Genomic DNA, 18147 nt, shown 5'->3' with positions numbered 1-18147 from the left:
CTATACAGGGTAAATCCCTTACGAAAACTAAAAAAAGCAGCACAAGCCAAAAACGAGCGTTATGATGCGCAGGCCACTGGGAAAGAAGAGTTCACTGGCCCCATCGGCCGGTTACTTCAGGACTCTCCTGAATCGGTTAGCGATAACCGGAGCTGTTCTGCCTGTCTCGTCTAGCTCATGTACTTCTCCCCAGTCCATTTTAGGACCCTGCACTCTGCGGATCGCTTCCGCCCGGGGAGAGGTGCAGGCTTTTTTTATATACAAAGAATTTTTTAAATAGAAAAATAGATACAATGAGAAGAGTCAGTTAAGAAGAGTTGAGAGGAGGGCGGAGATGAGCAACCCGTTAGTCAGAATAGAAAATGTATCTTTCAGTTATGAAGGACAGCAGACTCCCGCGTTAAAAAATATCAGCTTTGATATTTTTGAAGGAGAGTGGCTGGCGATTGTCGGTCATAATGGATCAGGCAAATCTACCCTTGCCAAGCTTTTGAACGGCCTGCAATTTCCGCAGGAAGGTTCCATTGAGGTATGTGGGATTACTTTGTCAGAGGATACGATTTGGGATATAAGAAAAAATGTAGGAATGGTTTTTCAAAATCCTGATAACCAGTTCGTTGGAACAACGGTTCGGGATGATGTGGCTTTTGGTCTGGAAAATCACGGCGTACCTAGAGAAGTAATGGTAGAGCGCGTGCAGAATTCACTTGATAAAGTCAATATGGGAACCTTTCTAAATCAAGAGCCGCACCATCTGTCCGGCGGGCAAAAACAGCGTGTGGCCATTGCAGGTGTCCTGGCACTGCAGCCGTCGATCATTATTCTGGATGAAGCAACATCCATGCTCGATCCAAGAGGCCGTGCTGAGGTGATCGAAACGGTCCGTGAGCTGAAGGATCGTGAGAACATAACGGTCATTTCGATCACACATGATCTTGAAGAAGCTGCCAAAGCGGACAGAATCATCGTCATGAACAAAGGGGAGCTATACCGTGAAGGTACTCCCGAGAGAATTTTTGAAATGGATGAAGAGCTCATTAAGCTGGGGTTGGATATTCCCTTCCCTGTAAAAATGAGCAAAATCATGCGTAAAAAAGGTATTTCACTTACGAAATCATATTTGACAGAAGAAGAGCTGGTGACAGAACTATGGACATCTCACTCAAAAATGTAGAATATCGTTATCAGGCTGATTCCCCATTCGAACGACTCGCGATTTCAGATGTATCCATCGATGTTCCTTCTGGAATGTACCTTGCGGTTATTGGCCATACGGGTTCTGGCAAGTCAACAGTTCTGCAGCATCTTAATGCCCTGTTAAAGCCGACTAAAGGCTCTGTTGTGATTGGCAGCAGGGAAATAAAGGCTGGCCGCAAAGAGAAGAATTTAAAGGGTGTCCGCGAGAAGGTGGGAATTGTCTTTCAATTCCCAGAGCATCAGTTATTCGAGGAAACAGTCGAAAAGGATATCATGTTTGGCCCGATGAACTTTGGCGTCAGTGAGAAGGAAGCGAAGGCACGGGCAAAAGCTTCCATCACTCTTGTCGGACTGCCTGAAGAAATCCTTGAAAAATCTCCATTCGATCTTTCAGGCGGGCAAATGCGCCGGGTAGCCATTGCTGGTGTACTGGCAATGGAGCCAGAGGTCATTGTATTGGACGAGCCTACTGCGGGCCTTGACCCACGTGGGCGCAAAGAAATTATGGACTTATTTTATTCACTTCATAAAAAAAGAAATCTATCAACGGTTCTCGTTACCCACAGCATGGAAGATGCTGCCCGCTATGCGGATGAAATAGTCGTCATGCATCAGGGGAAGGTTTTTACAAAAGGGACGCCTGACGAGATTTTTTCGAATCCTAAAGCATTGATGGAACTGGGACTTGATGTACCAGAGGTAGTCGGCTTGCAACTGAAGATCGAGGAAGCCTTCAAAACGAAATTCAGCAGAATCAGCCTTTCCGAGGAGGAACTCGCCGAAATGGTGGCAGAGTTTCTGGAAGGGGGCGGTCCAGAATGATGGAGAAAATGATTTTTGGCCGTTACGTGCCGGGAGATTCCATTCTTCATCGGATGGATCCTCGTTCGAAGTTAATCACTGTCTTCCTTTTCGTCATCGTCGTGTTTATCGCGAATAATGTGGTTACGTATGGAGTTTTAGCTGCTTATACTCTTATCATGGTAGGTTTGTCGAAGGTTCCGCTGCGATTCTTATACGGCGGTCTCAAGCCCGTATTCTTGCTGGTGATTTTCACGTTCCTGCTCCATATCTTTATGACCAAGGAAGGCGATGTCATCTTCGAACTGGGATGGCTGAAAATATATGAAGAAGGGTTAAGGCAGGGTATCTTTATTTCACTAAGGTTCCTGCTGCTGATTCTGATCACGTCACTTTTGACCTTGACCACTACTCCAATTGAGATTACAGATGGACTGGAGACGTTGCTGAATCCTTTAAAGAAGTTGAAATTCCCCGTCCATGAGCTGGCATTGATGATGTCGATTTCCTTGAGATTCATTCCGACGCTCATGCAGGAGACTGACAAAATCATGAAGGCTCAAACAGCCAGGGGAGTGGAGTATAACAGCGGTCCAATCAAAGAGCGGATCAAGGCGATTGTTCCATTGCTGATCCCGCTGTTCATCAGTTCATTCAAGCGGGCCGAAGAACTGGCAGTCGCAATGGAAGCACGAGGCTACAAGGGCGGCGAAGGCCGTACCAAATACCGCCAGCTGACCTGGGGAGTGCCGGATACGATGCTGATTCTGTTCCTGGCCGCTGTCACGGTCCTATTAACCATCTTAAGAGGGTAATCATTATGCCGCGAATTAAATGCACAGTTTCATATGATGGTACCAGTTTTTCCGGCTACCAGGTACAGCCGGGCAAAAGGACGGTCCAGGGTGAGCTTGAAAAGGCCCTTGCAAAGCTGAACAAGGGTAAAAGCATCAGGGTCAGTGCATCAGGCCGTACGGACGCAGGAGTCCATGCACGCTGCCAGGTGATCCACTTTGACTCAACACTAGAAATAGAGCCTGCCAGGTGGCAAATCGCGCTCAATTCATTATTGCCTGATGATATTGCTGTTAGCTTAGTAGAACATGCGAGGCCGGATTTTCATGCACGCTTTGACGCAGCCGGCAAGGAGTACCGTTATTTTTTGCTGTTATCAAAGTTTCGCGACCCTTTCAAGCGAAACTATGCCTATCAGTTCCAGTATGAACTCGATCTCGAAGCAATGAGAGAGGCAGCAAGTCTGCTTCTTGGCACACATGATTTCACTAGTTTTTGCTCAGCCAAGACCGAAGTGGAAGACCGTGTGAGAACATTGCAGGAAATCGATATTTTTGAAGAGAACGGTCTGCTGGTCTTCAGGTTTGTCGGTGATGGATTTTTATATAATATGGTAAGGATCCTAGTAGGGACATTGCTGGAGGTCGGGTCAGGCAGAAGAGCGGCCGACAGCATGCAGCAGCTCATTGAGGACCAAGACCGTACCCAGGCCGGCAAGACGGCTCCTGGACACGGACTGTATCTGTGGAAGGTTTTTTATGACGATAAGGATCATCGATTCGAAAATTAATTTTAAAAAAATGATATGACAACTAATCCTGGTGTTGACAATATCTCAACCACAGGTTAAGATATCATATGTATGTATTTTAAACCCACGATCAGCCCCGGAAGAGCTTTATCGTGTTTGAAAATATACCAAAATGAACTTGATTTTTTTTTGACTATTTAGGAGGGAAACTCATGCGTACAACGTTTATGGCAAATGCCAACAATATCGAGCGTAAATGGTACGTAGTTGACGCTGCAGGCAAGACTCTAGGTCGCCTTTCAACTGAAGTTGCAGCTATTCTGCGTGGTAAACATAAACCAACTTTCACACCACATGTTGACACTGGTGATCACGTAATCATCATCAACGCTTCTCAGATCGAACTAACTGGTAAGAAATTGACTGACAAAATCTACTACCGCCACACAATGCACCCAGGTGGATTGAAGCAAAGAACAGCTCTTGAAATGCGTACAAACTACGCTGAAAAGATGCTTGAACTTGCAATCAAAGGTATGCTTCCAAAGAACTCTCTTGGACGCCAAATGTTTAAAAAGCTTCATGTATATGCTGGTAACGAGCATCCACATCAAGCACAACAACCTGAAGTTTACGAACTTCGCGGATAATTATTAAGGAGGTAATTAACTTGGCACAGGTTCAATATATCGGTACCGGTCGTCGTAAGAGCTCCGTTGCGCGAGTTCGTTTAGTACCAGGCACTGGAAAAATTACAATCAACGATCGTGAAATTGAAGATTATATCCCATTCGCAGCTCTACGTGAAGTAGTTAAGCAGCCGCTTGTTGCTACTGAAACTGTAGGAAGCTACGATATCCACGTTAACGTAAATGGCGGTGGATACACTGGCCAGGCTGGCGCAATCCGTCACGGCATCTCTCGTGCATTGCTTCAAGCTGATCCAGAATTCCGTCCAACACTTAAGCGTGCTGGACTGCTGACTCGTGACGCTCGTATGAAAGAACGTAAGAAATACGGTCTTAAAGGCGCTCGTCGTGCACCTCAGTTCTCAAAGCGTTAATTTTTGGCGCTTCAAAAAAGCTCCCAACCAATTTGGCTGGGAGCTTTTTTATTCTTGAATTCTGCATCAGGACAGCCATGTTCATTGCAGAGCTTGTAGCTTCTGCTATCATGGCGACTTCTTAATTCACCAATTTATTTTTCACAGCAAAAAGGGCAGCCTGTGTTCGATCGGCCAGCTCGAGTTTCCCCAGCAAGTTAGATACATGGGTCTTTACCGTTTTTTCCGTAATATACAAAGAGGCGGCAATCTCTTTATTGCTCTTTCCTTTAGCGATTTCTTTTAAGACTTCCAGTTCTCTTTTCGTTAATTCTTCTAGGAAATTCTTTTTTGGATTATTGCTGTGTGATAAATTGGCTAGTAAATGTGAAGTGGCTTTAGGATGAAGCTGGTTTTCTCCCTTAACCATTTTCTTGATGGATGCAACAAGTTCATCAGGCTGGATATCCTTCAATTGAAATCCGGAGGCACCTGCTTCAAGTGCGGGGATGACATGATCCTGGTCGGAGAAACTGGTGAGGATCATGATTTTAATGCCTGGTTCTTCTTCTTTAATGATCTTCGTAGCTTGTATTCCATCCATTTCAGGCATGGCTAAGTCCATTAGGATAATATCGGGCTTGAGCTCCTTTGCCATTTCAATCACTTTCCTGCCATTTTCGGCTTCTCCGATAATTTCAAGGTCCTTTTGTGTTTTAAGGAAAAAGACGAGGCCTCTTCGGACAACATGATGATCGTCTGCGATTAATATGCGTATACTCATTGTATTCTCCCCCTAGAGTGGAATGGTTATCTTTATTTCGGTTCCACTTCCCAATTGGCTTCGCAATTGAAATAGTCCGTTCAGTGCTTCTGTCCTTGCTTTCATGCTCTTTAATCCTAATGAAGGAATAAAGAGGTCTTCATTATAGTGAAAGCCGCAGCCCTTATCCTTAATGGTTAAAATGGCCTCATTTCCGGAAGCATGAAGAGATATAAATACATCTGTGGCCCCGGAATGTTTTTTGCAATTGGCGATCGCTTCTTGCCCAATTCGCCATAAGGCTTCCTCTGCTTTTCCAGGCATGCTAGTTGCTCCCGTTACCTTAGCTTCTGTAGTCAGACCAAGCATTTCCCCATAACTTTTTAATGCACTGACGAGTCCATTCTCCAGACCTTGAGGTTTCAGCTGCCAAATGAGTGATCTCATCTCCCCAAGTGCTTCCTGGGTCAAATCCTGCATATAGCTAAATGTTTGTTTCACTTCTACATCCTCTGTCATTTCCACTCCCGCTCTGGCAGTCAGGCTGAGAGAAAACAATAGCTGGTTCACGGAATCATGCAGGTCCCGCGCAAGCCGGTTTCTTTCAGCAATAAGAGCTGTTTCCTGTTCGCGCTGAGTGAGTTTGATGCGTTTCAACGCTGTACCAATTTGATAGGCAATAGCTTCAAGCAGGGCAAGCTCATTCCTATTAAAATGTTTTTTGTTTGGTGAACCTACATTCAATAAGCCGAAGCGTTCATTTCCTGCCCGGAGGGGGACAGTAGCGTGATGAGTCAATCCACAGGTGTCCCCTGCTCCTTCATCGATTGCGTCTTCAATTCGCTTACATTCAATGATATTCGTTGCTTTATTTAATGTATGGTTATTGTATTTATTCACACACCAGCACTCGCCGTGGCACATTCTCTCCTTCTGATTCATTGCTAAAGCGGGTGGAAGAGCGAAATCTGCCGTAAGTTCTTGTTTTCTGTCAGCGTCAATAAGAAAGATCCAGCCTATTTGAAATCCTGTCACATGCAAAAGCCTTTTCAGGACATCTGACAGCATGGTCTTCGTATCTGTTCCTTCGTTTAACAGCTCTGCAATTTCTTTAAGGATGCCGATTTCTTCATATTGCGTTTCCTCAGTCATTCCCGCATCTCCTTCACCGTCCTGTTATCTAATGTCATTATAGCTCATTTTTCAATAGTGGATTAAAAACTGGTGCCCGCTTTGTGAGGAGGTGACAGCTGTAAAAATTCGATCACTTCATGATTGGGACCTTCATAAAAGACAGTTTCCCAGCCAGTATCAAGTTTATAAGGTCCTTCTGCAATCTTGTCTGAACCTAAGGTTTTGATAACTTGCTGAAGGTCGGAAACTTCAAAACATAGATGAGTAGAGTGTGTGCTTTGTGGAGGATATACCAATTCAAGCCGGAAATGACCTGATGCTAAGAATGCGATATCTTCCCCCAGAAAAGAATGCCTGCTTTCCATCTCTAATCCCAATAAGTCTGTGTAAAATTTTATGGAGTCTTCAAGATTGGTCACTTCCAGGCCGAAATGATGAAGGCGCATAAACTACCTCCTATTATATGATTAGATTCATATCACCGAACTCATGCCATAAATAGCCTTCGTGGATCGCTTGATGATAGGCATGAAGCAAGTGATTTTCTGATACAAAGGCCGTCAGCATATCAAGATGGCTAGCCTTTGGCTCGTGCAGCCCAGTAATGATTCCATCTACTATTTTAAGAGAAGCCTGTTGATTAATATATAACTTTGTAGCACCTGAGAGTTCTCCATTTCTCGCTGCACTTTCGAGGGCACGGACGACAGTCGTTCCAACTGCGATTACTCTTTTGCCAGAAGAATGAGCCTTAAGGATTTTTTCCATAGTTTGTTCGGATATATGATACTCCTCATGATTTTCTTTGGGATCAACATGATCCTCCAGCAAATAGCTAAGCCCTGTGTGCAATTGAATGAAATCAATTTGAATCCCTTCCTTCTTCATTTCAAATAGAAGCTCCCAGCTGAACGCTCTGCCGGCAGAGGGCATTTCCACAGAACCAGGGTGGGTGGCAAAGACATTTTGATAATAATTCAAGTCCCATGGTTGTTCGATATATTCATACCGGATCGGAGCACCAAGAACATAGATTAGATTTAATAATTCACTCCCGCTTTTATTGAATTTTACGGTCTTTAACGGGGGTGTCTCTGTCTCAGCGATTACCTTAGCAGTCAGTTTTCCGGAGAAATGCAGAGAATCACCCACTCTGACAGAGTCTGCGATGATGAGAGCCTCCCAGGTGTCATCAAAAACCCGTCTGGCTAAACGGATTTCCACTCTTGGGGAAAGTTGAAATCCTCGTCTTAACCACTCCCCTTGTAAAGAAGCAGGGATGGTGCGGCTGTTATTTAAAATGATTAAATCTCCAGGCTGAAGAAAATGGGGGAGATTGAAAAAACGGTCATGTTTCATTTCGCCAGTTTTCCGGTTCAGCGTCATTAACCTCACTTGATCCCTTCTTATGCCTCTTTTTTCAGGAGGAAGGTTCGCATTTAGGTATTCGGGCAGAAAAAAATCCAGTACTCCAGTTTCCATTACAATTCCTCCTCTGATTGAGCTTCAAAGCGCTGGCCATTTATGCCTCTAGACTGATCTGAGGCTAAATGAAGGAAAATATTCACCACATCCTCTGGTTTTGCTAAAGGATAATCGCAATCAGGAACAGCCAATTGATGCATTTCAGTGTCCATCTCACCAGGGTCTACCATATTTACACGGACATTGGTATGGCTTAACTCATCTGCCCATGTTTGAGTAAGGCCTTCTACAGCGAATTTTGAAATTCCATATGCGCCCCAGCCTGCATAGCCAACATGACCGGCCTCGGACGTCACATTGATAATAGAACCTTCATTACGCTCAAGCATGACAGGGATGACTCTCCGGCTGACTAGAAATGCGGAGGCTACATTCACTCTTAACACCTCTGCAAAATCATCTTCAGGGTAGTCTAGAAGAAGAGGTATTGGACTTGGACCTACGATGGATGCATTATTAATCAGCACATCTATTTGTCCATATACTTCCTGGGTTAAAGCTACGAAACGTTCCACATCCCCTGGCAGTGATACATCCGCTCGTATCGCCAATACTTCAGCACCTAAACCCTCGGCTTCGCGTTTGACCTTCTCCAGGATTTTCTCGGACCTCGAGCAGATGGCAAGTCTTGCTTCTTCCTTCGCAAAAGCCATTGTTAATGCTTTTCCTAAACCTTTAGAGGCACCTGTTATCATGATTACTTTTTTATTCATTTTCTATCATCTCTCCTTATTGGCTTGTTGTTTTAAGCATAATGGGAATGACCAAAATTTCCCTCAGGAGAAAGCTTGAAGTTTGCCTACAACTTTTGGATGAGAAAAGGGGGCATGGAATAGGGGGAGGATCATCTGAATTTTTTGGGGTAGTCATGGGGCCTTTTATCAAGAGGAGAAACCTTGTGACAGCATAAAGTAAAAAGACGGAGGAAATGGTGCATACCTCCGTCTTTAGCATTAATCGTCGTATCCCTGCATGGAATCCATATGGCTGGCAATCATTGCAATGATTGTAGGTGCTTCTTCTTTTGTAAAAATGAAGTTTGTTTCGTCTTTAATCAGTTCGTCATCTTCCGTCCAAATACGGTTGACGCGGCGAAGCACACCGTCTCCTGTGTCATGCACAAGCCCGAATTGATACGTCACTTCCACATCATCTTCCATGAGGAAGGCAGTGACCTCAGGAGTTTCCCACTCTACATCAACTTCTTCGAGAATATCATCTTCATCTACAATTTCAGCCATATATAGCTCATCATCCATATCATCGATGCCCTCATCTTCGGTCGTATCGACATAAAGTGTATCGTCATCATCCTCTGCTGAATAAACGATGTCAATCCCGTCATCATCATCATTAATATAATCATGGAAACCTTCATGTACGGCATCGACAATATCGTCAATATCGGAGAGAATGACTCGTGCCGGCTGCTCAAGTTCATCATCAATTGTTTCAGTATAAAACTCCTCATTGTGCGGATCAAAATACAATGTGTAAAAATACTCTCTCTCCCCATCCTCATAATCCACAAAAAACTCGATTCTCGGATGCTTTGACCCTCTTTCAACAGCCATTTGGCCATCCTGGTCATATTTTTCACAAATGGATTCTAGATGATCCTGCAATTCTCCAACTACTCGATCAAACCATTCCATTGACATTGAAATCATTCCCTTCATCAGTAATCATTGACTAGTTTGCCCTGCCGGGAAAAAATCCCCTAAGCCAGTATTAGGAAATTGGGGGCAGGAGTGTTTAGTGCATTTCACGGATTGCATTTGAGGATATATTTTAGCCGGAGTACGTACAGTTTCGATCTGGATTTGGTGAATAGGTACAAAATCGAACTGCAATAAGCACGTGTTTGGACAGGAATATGATTGAGAGTCTTTACCTGCTATAAAACTGCTCGGCCCCTATTCCTTTATCCCCTCAAGCCAATCCTTATAGCAATCAGGACAGAGCGGTTTGTCTACCTGTTCATCAGCGATGGTAAAGATGCCATGATGGTAGTTTTCTTCTAAAGAATTTGCACAATAAAAGCACTGATCCTTCATCTTAATCCTCCTTTTTTATTTTTAGGTTTCGCAAAGAAAGGAGATTCTATATCAGTTTCCATTTAGGAAAGAATTGGCCGGAGAGAGGGGATTTCACTTTTTTGGTTTAGGCAGTTTTCGTAAAGATTATTGTTAAAATCCTAAAGCCGATTTTAACGTAATATAAAGCCATTTGCAGGTCGGTATTAAATTTGCATGCTCTTTTCTCATAAAAGAGTCAACTTTTCGAAGAAAAATTTGGTCATTCAACCCTATTTTGTAGTCAATTGCAACAAAGTTTGAGAAAAGAGCCTTGGTTTATTAAAATGTGAGTAATTAAGGGTGTCACACGGCGAATGAGAGGCGACATCCATGGTGAAGGAGATAGGCAAGAGAAAGAGCCGTCCACTGATTGTTTAAAACTAAATAAAAAACCGCCTTAGAATTAAGGCGGTTAACACTTATACTCCGAGCATTGATTCGGCTTGTTCCGGAAAATCAATAAAGGGGTTGCGGTTCCCCTGCAGCTCCTGTATTGCTACATTTCGATGTTTTTCATATATAGTAACTGGATGATCGAGATGCCAACGAAGTAAAAGCCCTAGGTCGATTTGCTCCCTGATATCTAAAACCTTCATGTACCTTATAATGAAATAGAAGACAGCCCTTGAAGCAATTCCTTTTCCATATTCGGGCTCGAACTTTTCATCCTTTGCCATTCCACAGCCTGACCGAATTCCCCGGACTTTCATTTCAGGCTCATAGCTTTGAAAATCATGATAGGGATAATTGCTTCTCATGCTGTTGCATGCCGGCTCGCAGGCAAACAAGTGATGGAGGTCGCCCCGCATTGGCTCTTCACCATCAAACCATGATTGAGGAACAACGTGTTCAGTATTAAAATGAATCTCAGTACTGGCTGTAAAGCCTCCTTGCTTGAGAGTCTCCATGAGCCGCAAATCCTCCTCGATCACCTCAACAGGATCCAGGTCCTGCCCGGAATACAGGCTCTTCAGCTGAAGGTTCTCCTGCAAGTCCACCCATGGATAAACGTATTCATGCGGTGAATACTTTAAATGAGAGGAATGTGTCCGGACCAGCAGAGAATGGAGCTCTTCTGCTGTAAAAGCAGTATCGCAATAGTACTCATTGCGAACTCGAGCATCCAGCTCTGCATCATAATACGTTTTATTCTCGATGTTACGAATGTACGCCTCACTGGCTGAAAGGATCATATTGCATCCATGACCATCGTTTTGAAGCTCTGGTCGAAGATTTCCGCCAGATGCTCCGGCACTGTCAGGTAAACGAGCCCATTGCCTTCGAGCTTTGGTGAATTTCCGAGCGGCACCGTCCGCTTGACCAGTTGCCCATACAATTCGGGCTCTGTCAGCTCCCGCTCAAAGTGGGCTTTTGCATAAGTCTTGATCAATGCCAGCGCACCGGATACGTGAGGAGCAGCCATCGAAGTTCCGCTCAAGGTCGCATACTTTCCATTCAGGTAGGTGGAAGTGATGCGCTCACCCGGAGCAACGACATCAATTTCATTATGAGAGTTAGTAAACTCGGATGACCCTCTTTCAAGGTTCACGGCTCCGACACTGATGACTTCGTTATAAGCACCAGGGTAAGCAAATTCATTGGTAGAATCATCGCCATCCCCTTCATTGCCAGCGGCACAGACTACAAGGATATTTTTCTTAACAGCGGCTTGAATCGCCTCATGCAATTCGGGAACGTCAGCTGGCCCGCCAAGTGACATCGAGATAATATCCGCTTCCTGCTCAATGGCATAATGAATTCCATTAATAATCCATTCATATTTGCCAGAACCGGCCTTGTTCAACACTTTTACAATCAACAGACCAGCCTCAGGTGCAACGCCGATGACCCCTGCCTCATTTTCCTGTGCGGCAATCGTCCCTGCCACATGTGTACCATGGCCATTATAGTCAGTATAAAGATCAGGATTGCCGCGGTCATCATCTGTAAAATTCCTTCCGCCAATGATTCGGTCCTTTAAATCAGGGTGTGTTGTTTCACAGCCAGTATCCAATACAGCAACCTTCATTCCCTTTCCTTTTGTTTCATTCCAAACCCTGGGTGCCTGTATTAGCTCAACACCTTTTGGCACCTCTTTGATTTCCTCCGCTTCTTCAATTACGGTATAAGGAATAACGCGAACACCTTGCTCCATTTCTTTCCCTCCTAGAGATTAAATTGAAGCGAGTTCTAGTTGTTTTAATAAGTCTAACAATTCTGACTATTAATAAAAAGGACCGATAGTAGGGTATTGGCTAGAAATAAATAACCATAATTGGGTATTTCAACCTAACGGGAATGCCGAGATCTTATTCAGTAAACGTCTGAGAAAACTGGAAAAGGAATCGTCCGTCGATATTGCATTACACCCTTTAACAGGTTGAACACTACTTCCTAAGGGGTGAGAATACTTTGAACGTCGTAACGACATTTGTAGATAAAAGAAAACAAAAACAAGTGAAATATGAGCGAGCGATGCTCCGTGAATTATCCATCAACATCCTGCAGGGCAGGGTGAAACAATATTTTGGCTCATCAAGGCTGACCTCGAACCTGATCATGAATTCAGGAATCGAAGAAGCTTGTTATGATGTAGCGATAGAAGCCTATTTACTTGGCGCCAAATTCAGCCGATTTGGATATTTCGGTGAACCAATAGAGGCAGTCAAACCTCGCTGTGAAAAAGAAGAGCGTCATTTGATTGACACCTTATATAATTTTTTCCTTTTCTGGGGGAAGGGTGAAGAAGGAGTCGGTTCAGAGGAGCTATATTATTTGTGCGAACAGTATGTCGACAGCTGGTGGCGAGAAGGATTCATGAAGGGTGAAAAGAAATATAAGCTCAGATTGCACTAACAGCAATAGTTCTAAATCGTCGACCTGTCCCATATAGTTAAACTATCAGGGACTAGCTGGGAAGGATGGTTTAGAACATGCTGAAAAAACTCAAAATCGTAATATTTGCAGCCGGCCTCGCCGTGCTCTTCCTTATATTGCAGTATGATTTTACCGAAAATGATTCCTGGGAATCGTGGAACCTGCCACTGTCAGGAAAAATTATTTATTTGGACCCCGGGCATGGAGGGGTTGATCCTGGAGCAGGAGAAGAAGAACCCTTTGAAAAAGATATCGCGCTTAATGTTTCCCTGAAATTGCGGGATTACCTCCAGCAGCAGGGGGCACTCGTCATAATGACGCGCGAGACAGATGTCGACCTCGCGGATAAAGGACTCAAAGGCTACAGTAAGCGAAAGGTCCAGGATTTAAAAAGGCGACTGGATTTGATTAATGAATCAGAAGCCGACTTTTTTGCAACGATCCATTTGAATGCGATCCCATCATCAAAATGGAAAGGGGCGCAAACATTCTACTCCACCAATTACAAAGAAAACAAACGGGCAGCCAAACTAATCCAGGACGAATTACGCCGGAATCTTGAAAACACAGATCGAGATGCAAAGGCAGCGAATAGTATCTATCTGCTGAAGCATACCAATAAACCGGGTGTATTGGTCGAGATCGGATTTTTATCCAACCCGCAGGAAGCGGCAAACCTGAGAGATGAAGCATATCAGGAAAAAGTAGCTGCCTCCATTTACGACGGCATGCTCCGATATTTTACAGATGAACAGAAATTTTGGGAAAAATAAAGAAGGGTCATGGATCCTTCTTTTCTTTATGGTTTTTTTGCATTTTATATGATGTAAGAGGCCATCAAAAGTTACCCGATTGGTAATAATATCTTTCAGAAATGTGTGATAGGTATAACACTTAGGAATTTTATCAATATGTTATACTGTCCTTGGAGATAAATTTTTACAGAGGAAGGTGTCATTATGTTAACTGAAGCTAAGGTGCGAGAAAGTTTAAAAGACCTTAAGGAACCATTTTTACATAAAACACTCGAAGAGATAAATGCAATCGAAGAAATCAAGATTAAAGAAGAGAAGAACCATGTAAGCGTTAAAATAGCTATTGCGAAAACAGGTACAGCTGAACAGCTGCAGCTGCAGACGGAGATTGTCAATATTTTAAAAAGCGCTGGAGCGGCATCTGTAGGCCTGCGCTTCTCTGAACTTCCTGCAGAAGTCCTTTCGAAGTTCCAAACAGCCGCTCCTGAAGAAGAGGAAGGGCTGCTTTCTCCTAATAGCCAAACAACGTTCATTGCGATTGCGAGCGGTAAAGGCGGAGTCGGGAAATCCACGGTATCCGTGAACCTTGCTGTCTCACTAGCGCGTTTAGGCAAAAAAGTCGGACTTGTGGATGCGGACATCTATGGTTTCAGTGTTCCTGATATGATGGGCATCACGAAACGGCCGGTTGTAAGAGGTGAACGAATCATTCCTGTTGAAAGACACGGAGTTAAGGTCATCTCTATGGGATTCTTTGTGGAAGATAATGCACCAATCATCTGGCGAGGACCAATGCTAGGTAAAATGCTGAACAGCTTCTTTAATGAAGTCGAATGGGGAGAGCTGGATTACCTTCTATTGGACTTGCCTCCAGGTACAGGGGACGTAGCTCTAGACGTGCACACCATGCTGCCATCATGTAAAGAAATCATCGTTACTACACCACACCCGACAGCGGCATTTGTCGCGGCACGTGCAGGTGCGATGGCACTTCGTACAGAACATGAAATCCTTGGGGTCATTGAAAACATGTCTTATTTTGAAAGCAAGCTGACTGAGGAAAAAGAATATGTCTTTGGACAAGGCGGCGGCGAAAAATTGGCGGACGAGCTAAATACACAGCTGTTAGGCAAACTGCCATTAGGGCAGCCAACATGGAATGAAGAAGACTTTGCACCATCCATTTATCAGGAAGACGATAAGATTGGTGCAATTTATACGAATATTGCCCAGCAAGTTGTTCAAATGCTGGAAAAATAAGAAAAGCGCAAGCGCCTTGGTCAGCTTTGACAAGCGTTGGAGGGCCGACCGGTGAAGTCGTTCTTTGGCTTCATCGGGCGGACCGAAACGTCTCGAGCTGCTCAAAGCTAACGCTTCTCGCAAGATACTCGAGGAAGCATTCTCGTGGATGAAAACTGGCTAGGCGCTGGAGCTAGACACTAATCTAAGTTGAAAAATTATATACTTTCCAGTAAACAGAGAGCCTCTCCTGGATCAGGAGAGGCTCATTCACATTATTAAGGAATTTCCAGCTCGGGGCTGATTAAATGACATGCGCTAATACAATCATTACTGACCTCCAGAACCTCCGCCTGATTCTCCGCCGCCACCGCCTCCGGAACCTCCGCCGCCTTCTTCGGAGCCACCTTCAGACTTTTGAGTAGGCATTTCCTCAGCAGCTTTGACAATCAATGCTTGAAGCTTCGCTTTGAATAACGGGCTTTCAAAAGTTTCGGTCATGACCTTTTGCAAATGCTCACGGTATTCTTTGCTTTTCAGCAAAGTGGTCAGTTCCTTTTCAAGCTCGGGGTCTTTCATTACCTCAATCATCATGCCCTTATATTCTGGATCCTTCATAAGATCCTTTAACAGCTTTTCATTTTCCTTCTTCATGCTTTTTGCAACGCTCTCAGCGAATTTTGGATCTTCAAAGGATTTTTTCCAAAACTCCATGCCTTTTTCGGATGTCATTGTTTTTTCGACTGTATCAATTACGACCGGCTGGTCCATTATTAGCTTTTCCTTCATGCCATCGTCACCCATGACTTCCTGAATTGCTTTTTTGCCATCGTCAGTCTTCAGGATATCGACAACCATCTTCTTTGTTTCCTCATAATCGACTTGCCCCCCTGCTGACTCGGCTGGAGCAGCGCAGCCGGCAGCTAATAGTAAAAAGGAAGCAGGGAGTATAACCTTCATGATTTTCTTCATCTTCCATTCCCCTTTCACATAGACAGCCCTAATTTTAGGATGAGTAAAATGACAAATTGTTATACACGAATAACGACACCTAGATTTTTCAAATCCGCATTGGTACAATCAAATAGTGAAGTTTAATTTGGTTTTGGGGGAAAAAATCGTGACAAGCCGTAATTGGGTACATTTATTTCTCACCACCCTGGTTGTTGGAGCGGTGACAACTGCTGTGGTTGGTTTTATTGTCCGCTGGAGTGAATTCCAGCAGCTGTTAAGTGATTTCAACATTCTTGAATTCCTTTCAATTTTAGTATGGCTAATGGGCGTTGGTCTTATATTTAGCATTCTTAGCCAAATGGGTTTCTTTGCATATTTGACAGTACATCGCTTTGGCCTTGGAATTTTTAAATCCCTATGGAATCCAGTACAGGTCCTGTTGATTGCCTTTGTATTGTTTGACCTTGTATATCTGCGTTTTGCCACATTTGCGGAAAGCGGCGAGAGTGTCATTCCATATTTAGGACTTGCGGTGATCGTACTGATCGCGGGACTGGTTGTGTCGTTTATGAAGGTTAAGCAGACAAATAAAGAGGCTTTCATCCCAGCACTGTTTTTTATGGTTGTCGTAACAGTGATTGAATGGGTGCCGGTCCTCCGAGTGAACGAGCATAGCTGGCTATATCTCATGCTTTTCCCATTATTAGTATGTAATGCCTATCAGCTATTGGTTCTGCATAAGCTTAACCAACGATCACTCCAGGAACGGAAAGTCCTTGAAGAAAAGGCTAAGACAAAGACAAAAACAAATAAAAAAGCACAAAAAAAGCCGTCCAACGCATAGTTGGACGGTTATTTTATTTCTGCTGATTTAGAGTCACCATTGGCGATCAATTCTGAAACCGTGACCATCTTCAAATTTTTCGACCTGATGTCTTTTAAGACCAGAGGCAGTGCTTCCGCTGTTTGTTTAGCTGAATCAGATGCGTGCATTAACAGGATATCACCCTTTTTTGCTGTAGAAGCATTCGCGGCAATTACCTCAGTACCAGGATTCGTCCAATCCTTTGTGTCAAGACTCCAGTGGACCACAGTATAACCGAGGCGCTCGGCAATTTTCAGTGTCCGTTGGTCAAAGTGGCCGGTAGGGGCCCGCAGCAGCGCAATGTTCTTAACATTAAGCTTTTTAAATGCCTCTTGGGCTTTTAGGATATCACGCCTGATTTTATCATCCTCAAGATCGGTATAATCTTTATACTCATAGCCCAGCATGCCAATTTCATAACCTTCTTTCACCATCCGGTTCACCAAGTCTGGATGCCTTTCTGCCCAGGATCCCGATAAAAAGAAGGTGACGGCTCCTGCTTTTTCTTTCTTCAGGACGTCAAGGATCGGGGCCGCTTTTTCATCGCCCCAGCCAATATTAAAGGTCAAAGCTAAATCCTTTTCTCCTTTGTAGATGGCCTTAGGACCATCCTTTGCTGAAAAAGCAGGAATTTGCACCATGTTTTCCATGTAAAAAAACCAAGCTGTAAAAAAGGCTGCAATTACAATGACAAAAGCTGTTTTAATCGACTTCGCATTCATTACGTAAAAGAAATTCATTTTTTCACCACCTCGTCCAATGCACTCCTTGTCTAATTTTTATTCTTCAGTTCAAAAAGATATGATAATAAAAAATCAGATTATAAAAATATGCGAAAAAGACAACACTACAACCACTATGTAAAAAATGAACAGGAGTGTATGTATGCTTGGTGTTCTGATTAATGAGAAGGAACTGAAGGAGCTAGAGTATTTAATAAAAAGGGAGATGGATGAAATCCTATTCGATCTGAAAGATGATCGTATTGATCATGTAGTGAAGAGATCCATGAAAGAAAGATATCAAATTTTGTTTTCTCTTTTTAAAAGAGTAGCATCACCAAAAGAGTGTCTTAAGTATATGCCAGCAAAGAAAAGTATGTATAAAGGTCAATAAACAAGCGAGAAAACTTTTTTCGTAATATTTGTTGACGGAAATAAATTATCCTGTTATATTAATAAACGTCGCTGCTGAGCTACTCGGTAACACGGTGATTCGGCGGTAAAAATAATAAAAAATGTGGTTGACACTTAAACGGTCACATGTTATATTATAAAAGTCGCTTATGAGCGGCGAGACAACGAAATTGTTCTTTGAAAACTAAACAAACAAGCGTCAACAAACAATAAATGATCATGTTTCTTCTATAAGAACATGAGCCAACGTTTTAACTTATGAGCTAACTCATAAC

22 protein-coding genes are annotated in these 18147 nt (G+C 43.5%); 11 read left to right on the top strand and 11 right to left on the bottom strand.

Going from position 1 to position 18147, the window contains the following annotated elements; genetic code table 11:
- Positions 1 to 334: 334 nt before the first annotated feature.
- From J7E37_RS18300 to rpsI, 6 genes are all read left to right on the top strand, one after another.
- Complete coding sequence (locus J7E37_RS18300) at positions 335 to 1174, top strand: energy-coupling factor ABC transporter ATP-binding protein (RefSeq protein WP_214784115.1); 840 nt, start codon at positions 335 to 337, stop codon at positions 1172 to 1174.
- On the top strand, positions 1150 to 2019 hold the full coding sequence (locus J7E37_RS18295; protein ID WP_215026116.1) for an energy-coupling factor ABC transporter ATP-binding protein: 870 nt from the start codon (positions 1150 to 1152) through the stop codon (positions 2017 to 2019). Before J7E37_RS18300 ends, J7E37_RS18295 begins: the two co-directional genes overlap by 25 nt.
- A complete protein-coding gene (cbiQ, locus tag J7E37_RS18290) occupies positions 2016 to 2813 on the top strand; it encodes a cobalt ECF transporter T component CbiQ (protein WP_215026113.1) in 798 nt (265 codons plus the stop codon). Before J7E37_RS18295 ends, cbiQ begins: the two co-directional genes overlap by 4 nt.
- A gap of 5 nt (positions 2814 to 2818) precedes the next feature.
- Entirely contained in the window at positions 2819 to 3583 is a 765-nt protein-coding gene (truA, locus tag J7E37_RS18285; protein ID WP_215026109.1) for a tRNA pseudouridine(38-40) synthase TruA, read from the top strand.
- 173 nt (positions 3584 to 3756) lie between these two features.
- A complete protein-coding gene (gene rplM / locus J7E37_RS18280; RefSeq protein WP_167834111.1) occupies positions 3757 to 4194 on the top strand; it encodes a 50S ribosomal protein L13 in 438 nt (145 codons plus the stop codon).
- Positions 4195 to 4214: 20 nt separating this feature from the next.
- A complete protein-coding gene (gene rpsI, locus J7E37_RS18275) occupies positions 4215 to 4607 on the top strand; it encodes a 30S ribosomal protein S9 (protein ID WP_167834112.1) in 393 nt (130 codons plus the stop codon).
- Positions 4608 to 4728: 121 nt separating this feature from the next.
- Here the strand turns inward: rpsI and J7E37_RS18270 are convergent, their stop codons facing one another.
- The 9 genes from J7E37_RS18270 to J7E37_RS18230 all read right to left on the bottom strand — a co-directional run bounded on the left by J7E37_RS18270 (position 4729) and on the right by J7E37_RS18230 (position 12201).
- Positions 4729 to 5370 carry a response regulator gene (locus tag J7E37_RS18270; RefSeq protein ID WP_214784107.1) on the bottom strand — a complete coding sequence of 214 codons (642 nt, stop codon included), beginning with the start codon at positions 5368 to 5370 and terminating at the stop codon, positions 4729 to 4731.
- Between the two features lie 12 nt (positions 5371 to 5382).
- Positions 5383 to 6501 (bottom strand): GAF domain-containing sensor histidine kinase, encoded by a 1119-nt coding sequence (locus J7E37_RS18265; RefSeq protein ID WP_214784105.1) that lies wholly within the window; start codon positions 6499 to 6501, stop codon positions 5383 to 5385.
- Between the two features lie 62 nt (positions 6502 to 6563).
- Positions 6564 to 6929, bottom strand: coding sequence for a VOC family protein (locus J7E37_RS18260; protein ID WP_214784103.1), 366 nt, complete (start codon positions 6927 to 6929; stop codon positions 6564 to 6566).
- Between the two features lie 13 nt (positions 6930 to 6942).
- Complete coding sequence (locus J7E37_RS18255; protein ID WP_215026106.1) at positions 6943 to 7965, bottom strand: S-adenosylmethionine:tRNA ribosyltransferase-isomerase; 1023 nt, start codon at positions 7963 to 7965, stop codon at positions 6943 to 6945.
- The gene (locus J7E37_RS18250; RefSeq protein WP_215026102.1) at positions 7965 to 8681 is read right to left on the bottom strand and encodes an SDR family NAD(P)-dependent oxidoreductase; all 717 of its coding nucleotides are present in this window, start codon (positions 8679 to 8681) and stop codon (positions 7965 to 7967) included. The genes J7E37_RS18255 and J7E37_RS18250 overlap by 1 nt, the downstream gene beginning before the upstream one ends.
- Positions 8682 to 8921: 240 nt before the next feature.
- A complete protein-coding gene (locus J7E37_RS18245; protein WP_214784092.1) occupies positions 8922 to 9629 on the bottom strand; it encodes a hypothetical protein in 708 nt (235 codons plus the stop codon).
- A gap of 255 nt (positions 9630 to 9884) precedes the next feature.
- On the bottom strand, positions 9885 to 10025 hold the full coding sequence (locus J7E37_RS18240; RefSeq protein ID WP_214784089.1) for a hypothetical protein: 141 nt from the start codon (positions 10023 to 10025) through the stop codon (positions 9885 to 9887).
- Between the two features lie 440 nt (positions 10026 to 10465).
- A complete protein-coding gene (locus tag J7E37_RS18235; RefSeq protein WP_214784086.1) occupies positions 10466 to 11239 on the bottom strand; it encodes an endonuclease I family protein in 774 nt (257 codons plus the stop codon).
- The gene (locus J7E37_RS18230; protein ID WP_214784083.1) at positions 11236 to 12201 is read right to left on the bottom strand and encodes a S8 family peptidase; all 966 of its coding nucleotides are present in this window, start codon (positions 12199 to 12201) and stop codon (positions 11236 to 11238) included. Before J7E37_RS18230 ends, J7E37_RS18235 begins: the two co-directional genes overlap by 4 nt.
- Before the next feature lie 257 nt (positions 12202 to 12458).
- Between J7E37_RS18230 and J7E37_RS18225 the strand changes: the two genes are divergently transcribed.
- The 3 genes from J7E37_RS18225 to J7E37_RS18215 all read left to right on the top strand — a co-directional run bounded on the left by J7E37_RS18225 (position 12459) and on the right by J7E37_RS18215 (position 14938).
- The gene (locus J7E37_RS18225; RefSeq protein ID WP_214784080.1) at positions 12459 to 12902 is read left to right on the top strand and encodes a YbaK family protein; all 444 of its coding nucleotides are present in this window, start codon (positions 12459 to 12461) and stop codon (positions 12900 to 12902) included.
- Between the two features lie 77 nt (positions 12903 to 12979).
- Positions 12980 to 13696: an N-acetylmuramoyl-L-alanine amidase CwlD gene (gene cwlD, locus J7E37_RS18220; protein WP_214784077.1), complete on the top strand. Its 717-nt coding sequence runs from the start codon at positions 12980 to 12982 to the stop codon at positions 13694 to 13696.
- A 186-nt stretch (positions 13697 to 13882) separates the two neighbouring features.
- Complete coding sequence (locus tag J7E37_RS18215; RefSeq protein ID WP_214784074.1) at positions 13883 to 14938, top strand: Mrp/NBP35 family ATP-binding protein; 1056 nt, start codon at positions 13883 to 13885, stop codon at positions 14936 to 14938.
- A 309-nt stretch (positions 14939 to 15247) separates the two neighbouring features.
- On the opposite strand, the gene gerD is transcribed toward J7E37_RS18215, so the two are convergent.
- A complete protein-coding gene (gene gerD, locus J7E37_RS18210; protein ID WP_214784071.1) occupies positions 15248 to 15889 on the bottom strand; it encodes a spore germination lipoprotein GerD in 642 nt (213 codons plus the stop codon).
- A 148-nt stretch (positions 15890 to 16037) separates the two neighbouring features.
- Here gerD and J7E37_RS18205 point away from each other — a divergent pair, with 148 nt between their 5' ends.
- Positions 16038 to 16715, top strand: coding sequence for a KinB-signaling pathway activation protein (locus tag J7E37_RS18205; protein WP_214784068.1), 678 nt, complete (start codon positions 16038 to 16040; stop codon positions 16713 to 16715).
- A gap of 8 nt (positions 16716 to 16723) precedes the next feature.
- Here the strand turns inward: J7E37_RS18205 and pdaB are convergent, their stop codons facing one another.
- The gene (gene pdaB, locus J7E37_RS18200; protein ID WP_214784065.1) at positions 16724 to 17476 is read right to left on the bottom strand and encodes a polysaccharide deacetylase family sporulation protein PdaB; all 753 of its coding nucleotides are present in this window, start codon (positions 17474 to 17476) and stop codon (positions 16724 to 16726) included.
- A 145-nt stretch (positions 17477 to 17621) separates the two neighbouring features.
- Between pdaB and J7E37_RS18195 the strand changes: the two genes are divergently transcribed.
- On the top strand, positions 17622 to 17852 hold the full coding sequence (locus J7E37_RS18195; protein WP_167834127.1) for a hypothetical protein: 231 nt from the start codon (positions 17622 to 17624) through the stop codon (positions 17850 to 17852).
- Positions 17853 to 18147 lie beyond the last annotated feature (295 nt).

It is taken from the genome of Bacillus sp. ISL-39 (assembly GCF_018613295.1).
GTDB lineage: Bacteria > Bacillota > Bacilli > Bacillales > Cytobacillaceae > Mesobacillus.
Note: the sequence above shows the minus strand (reverse complement) of the source record. Positions and strands in the feature narration are given on the sequence as shown.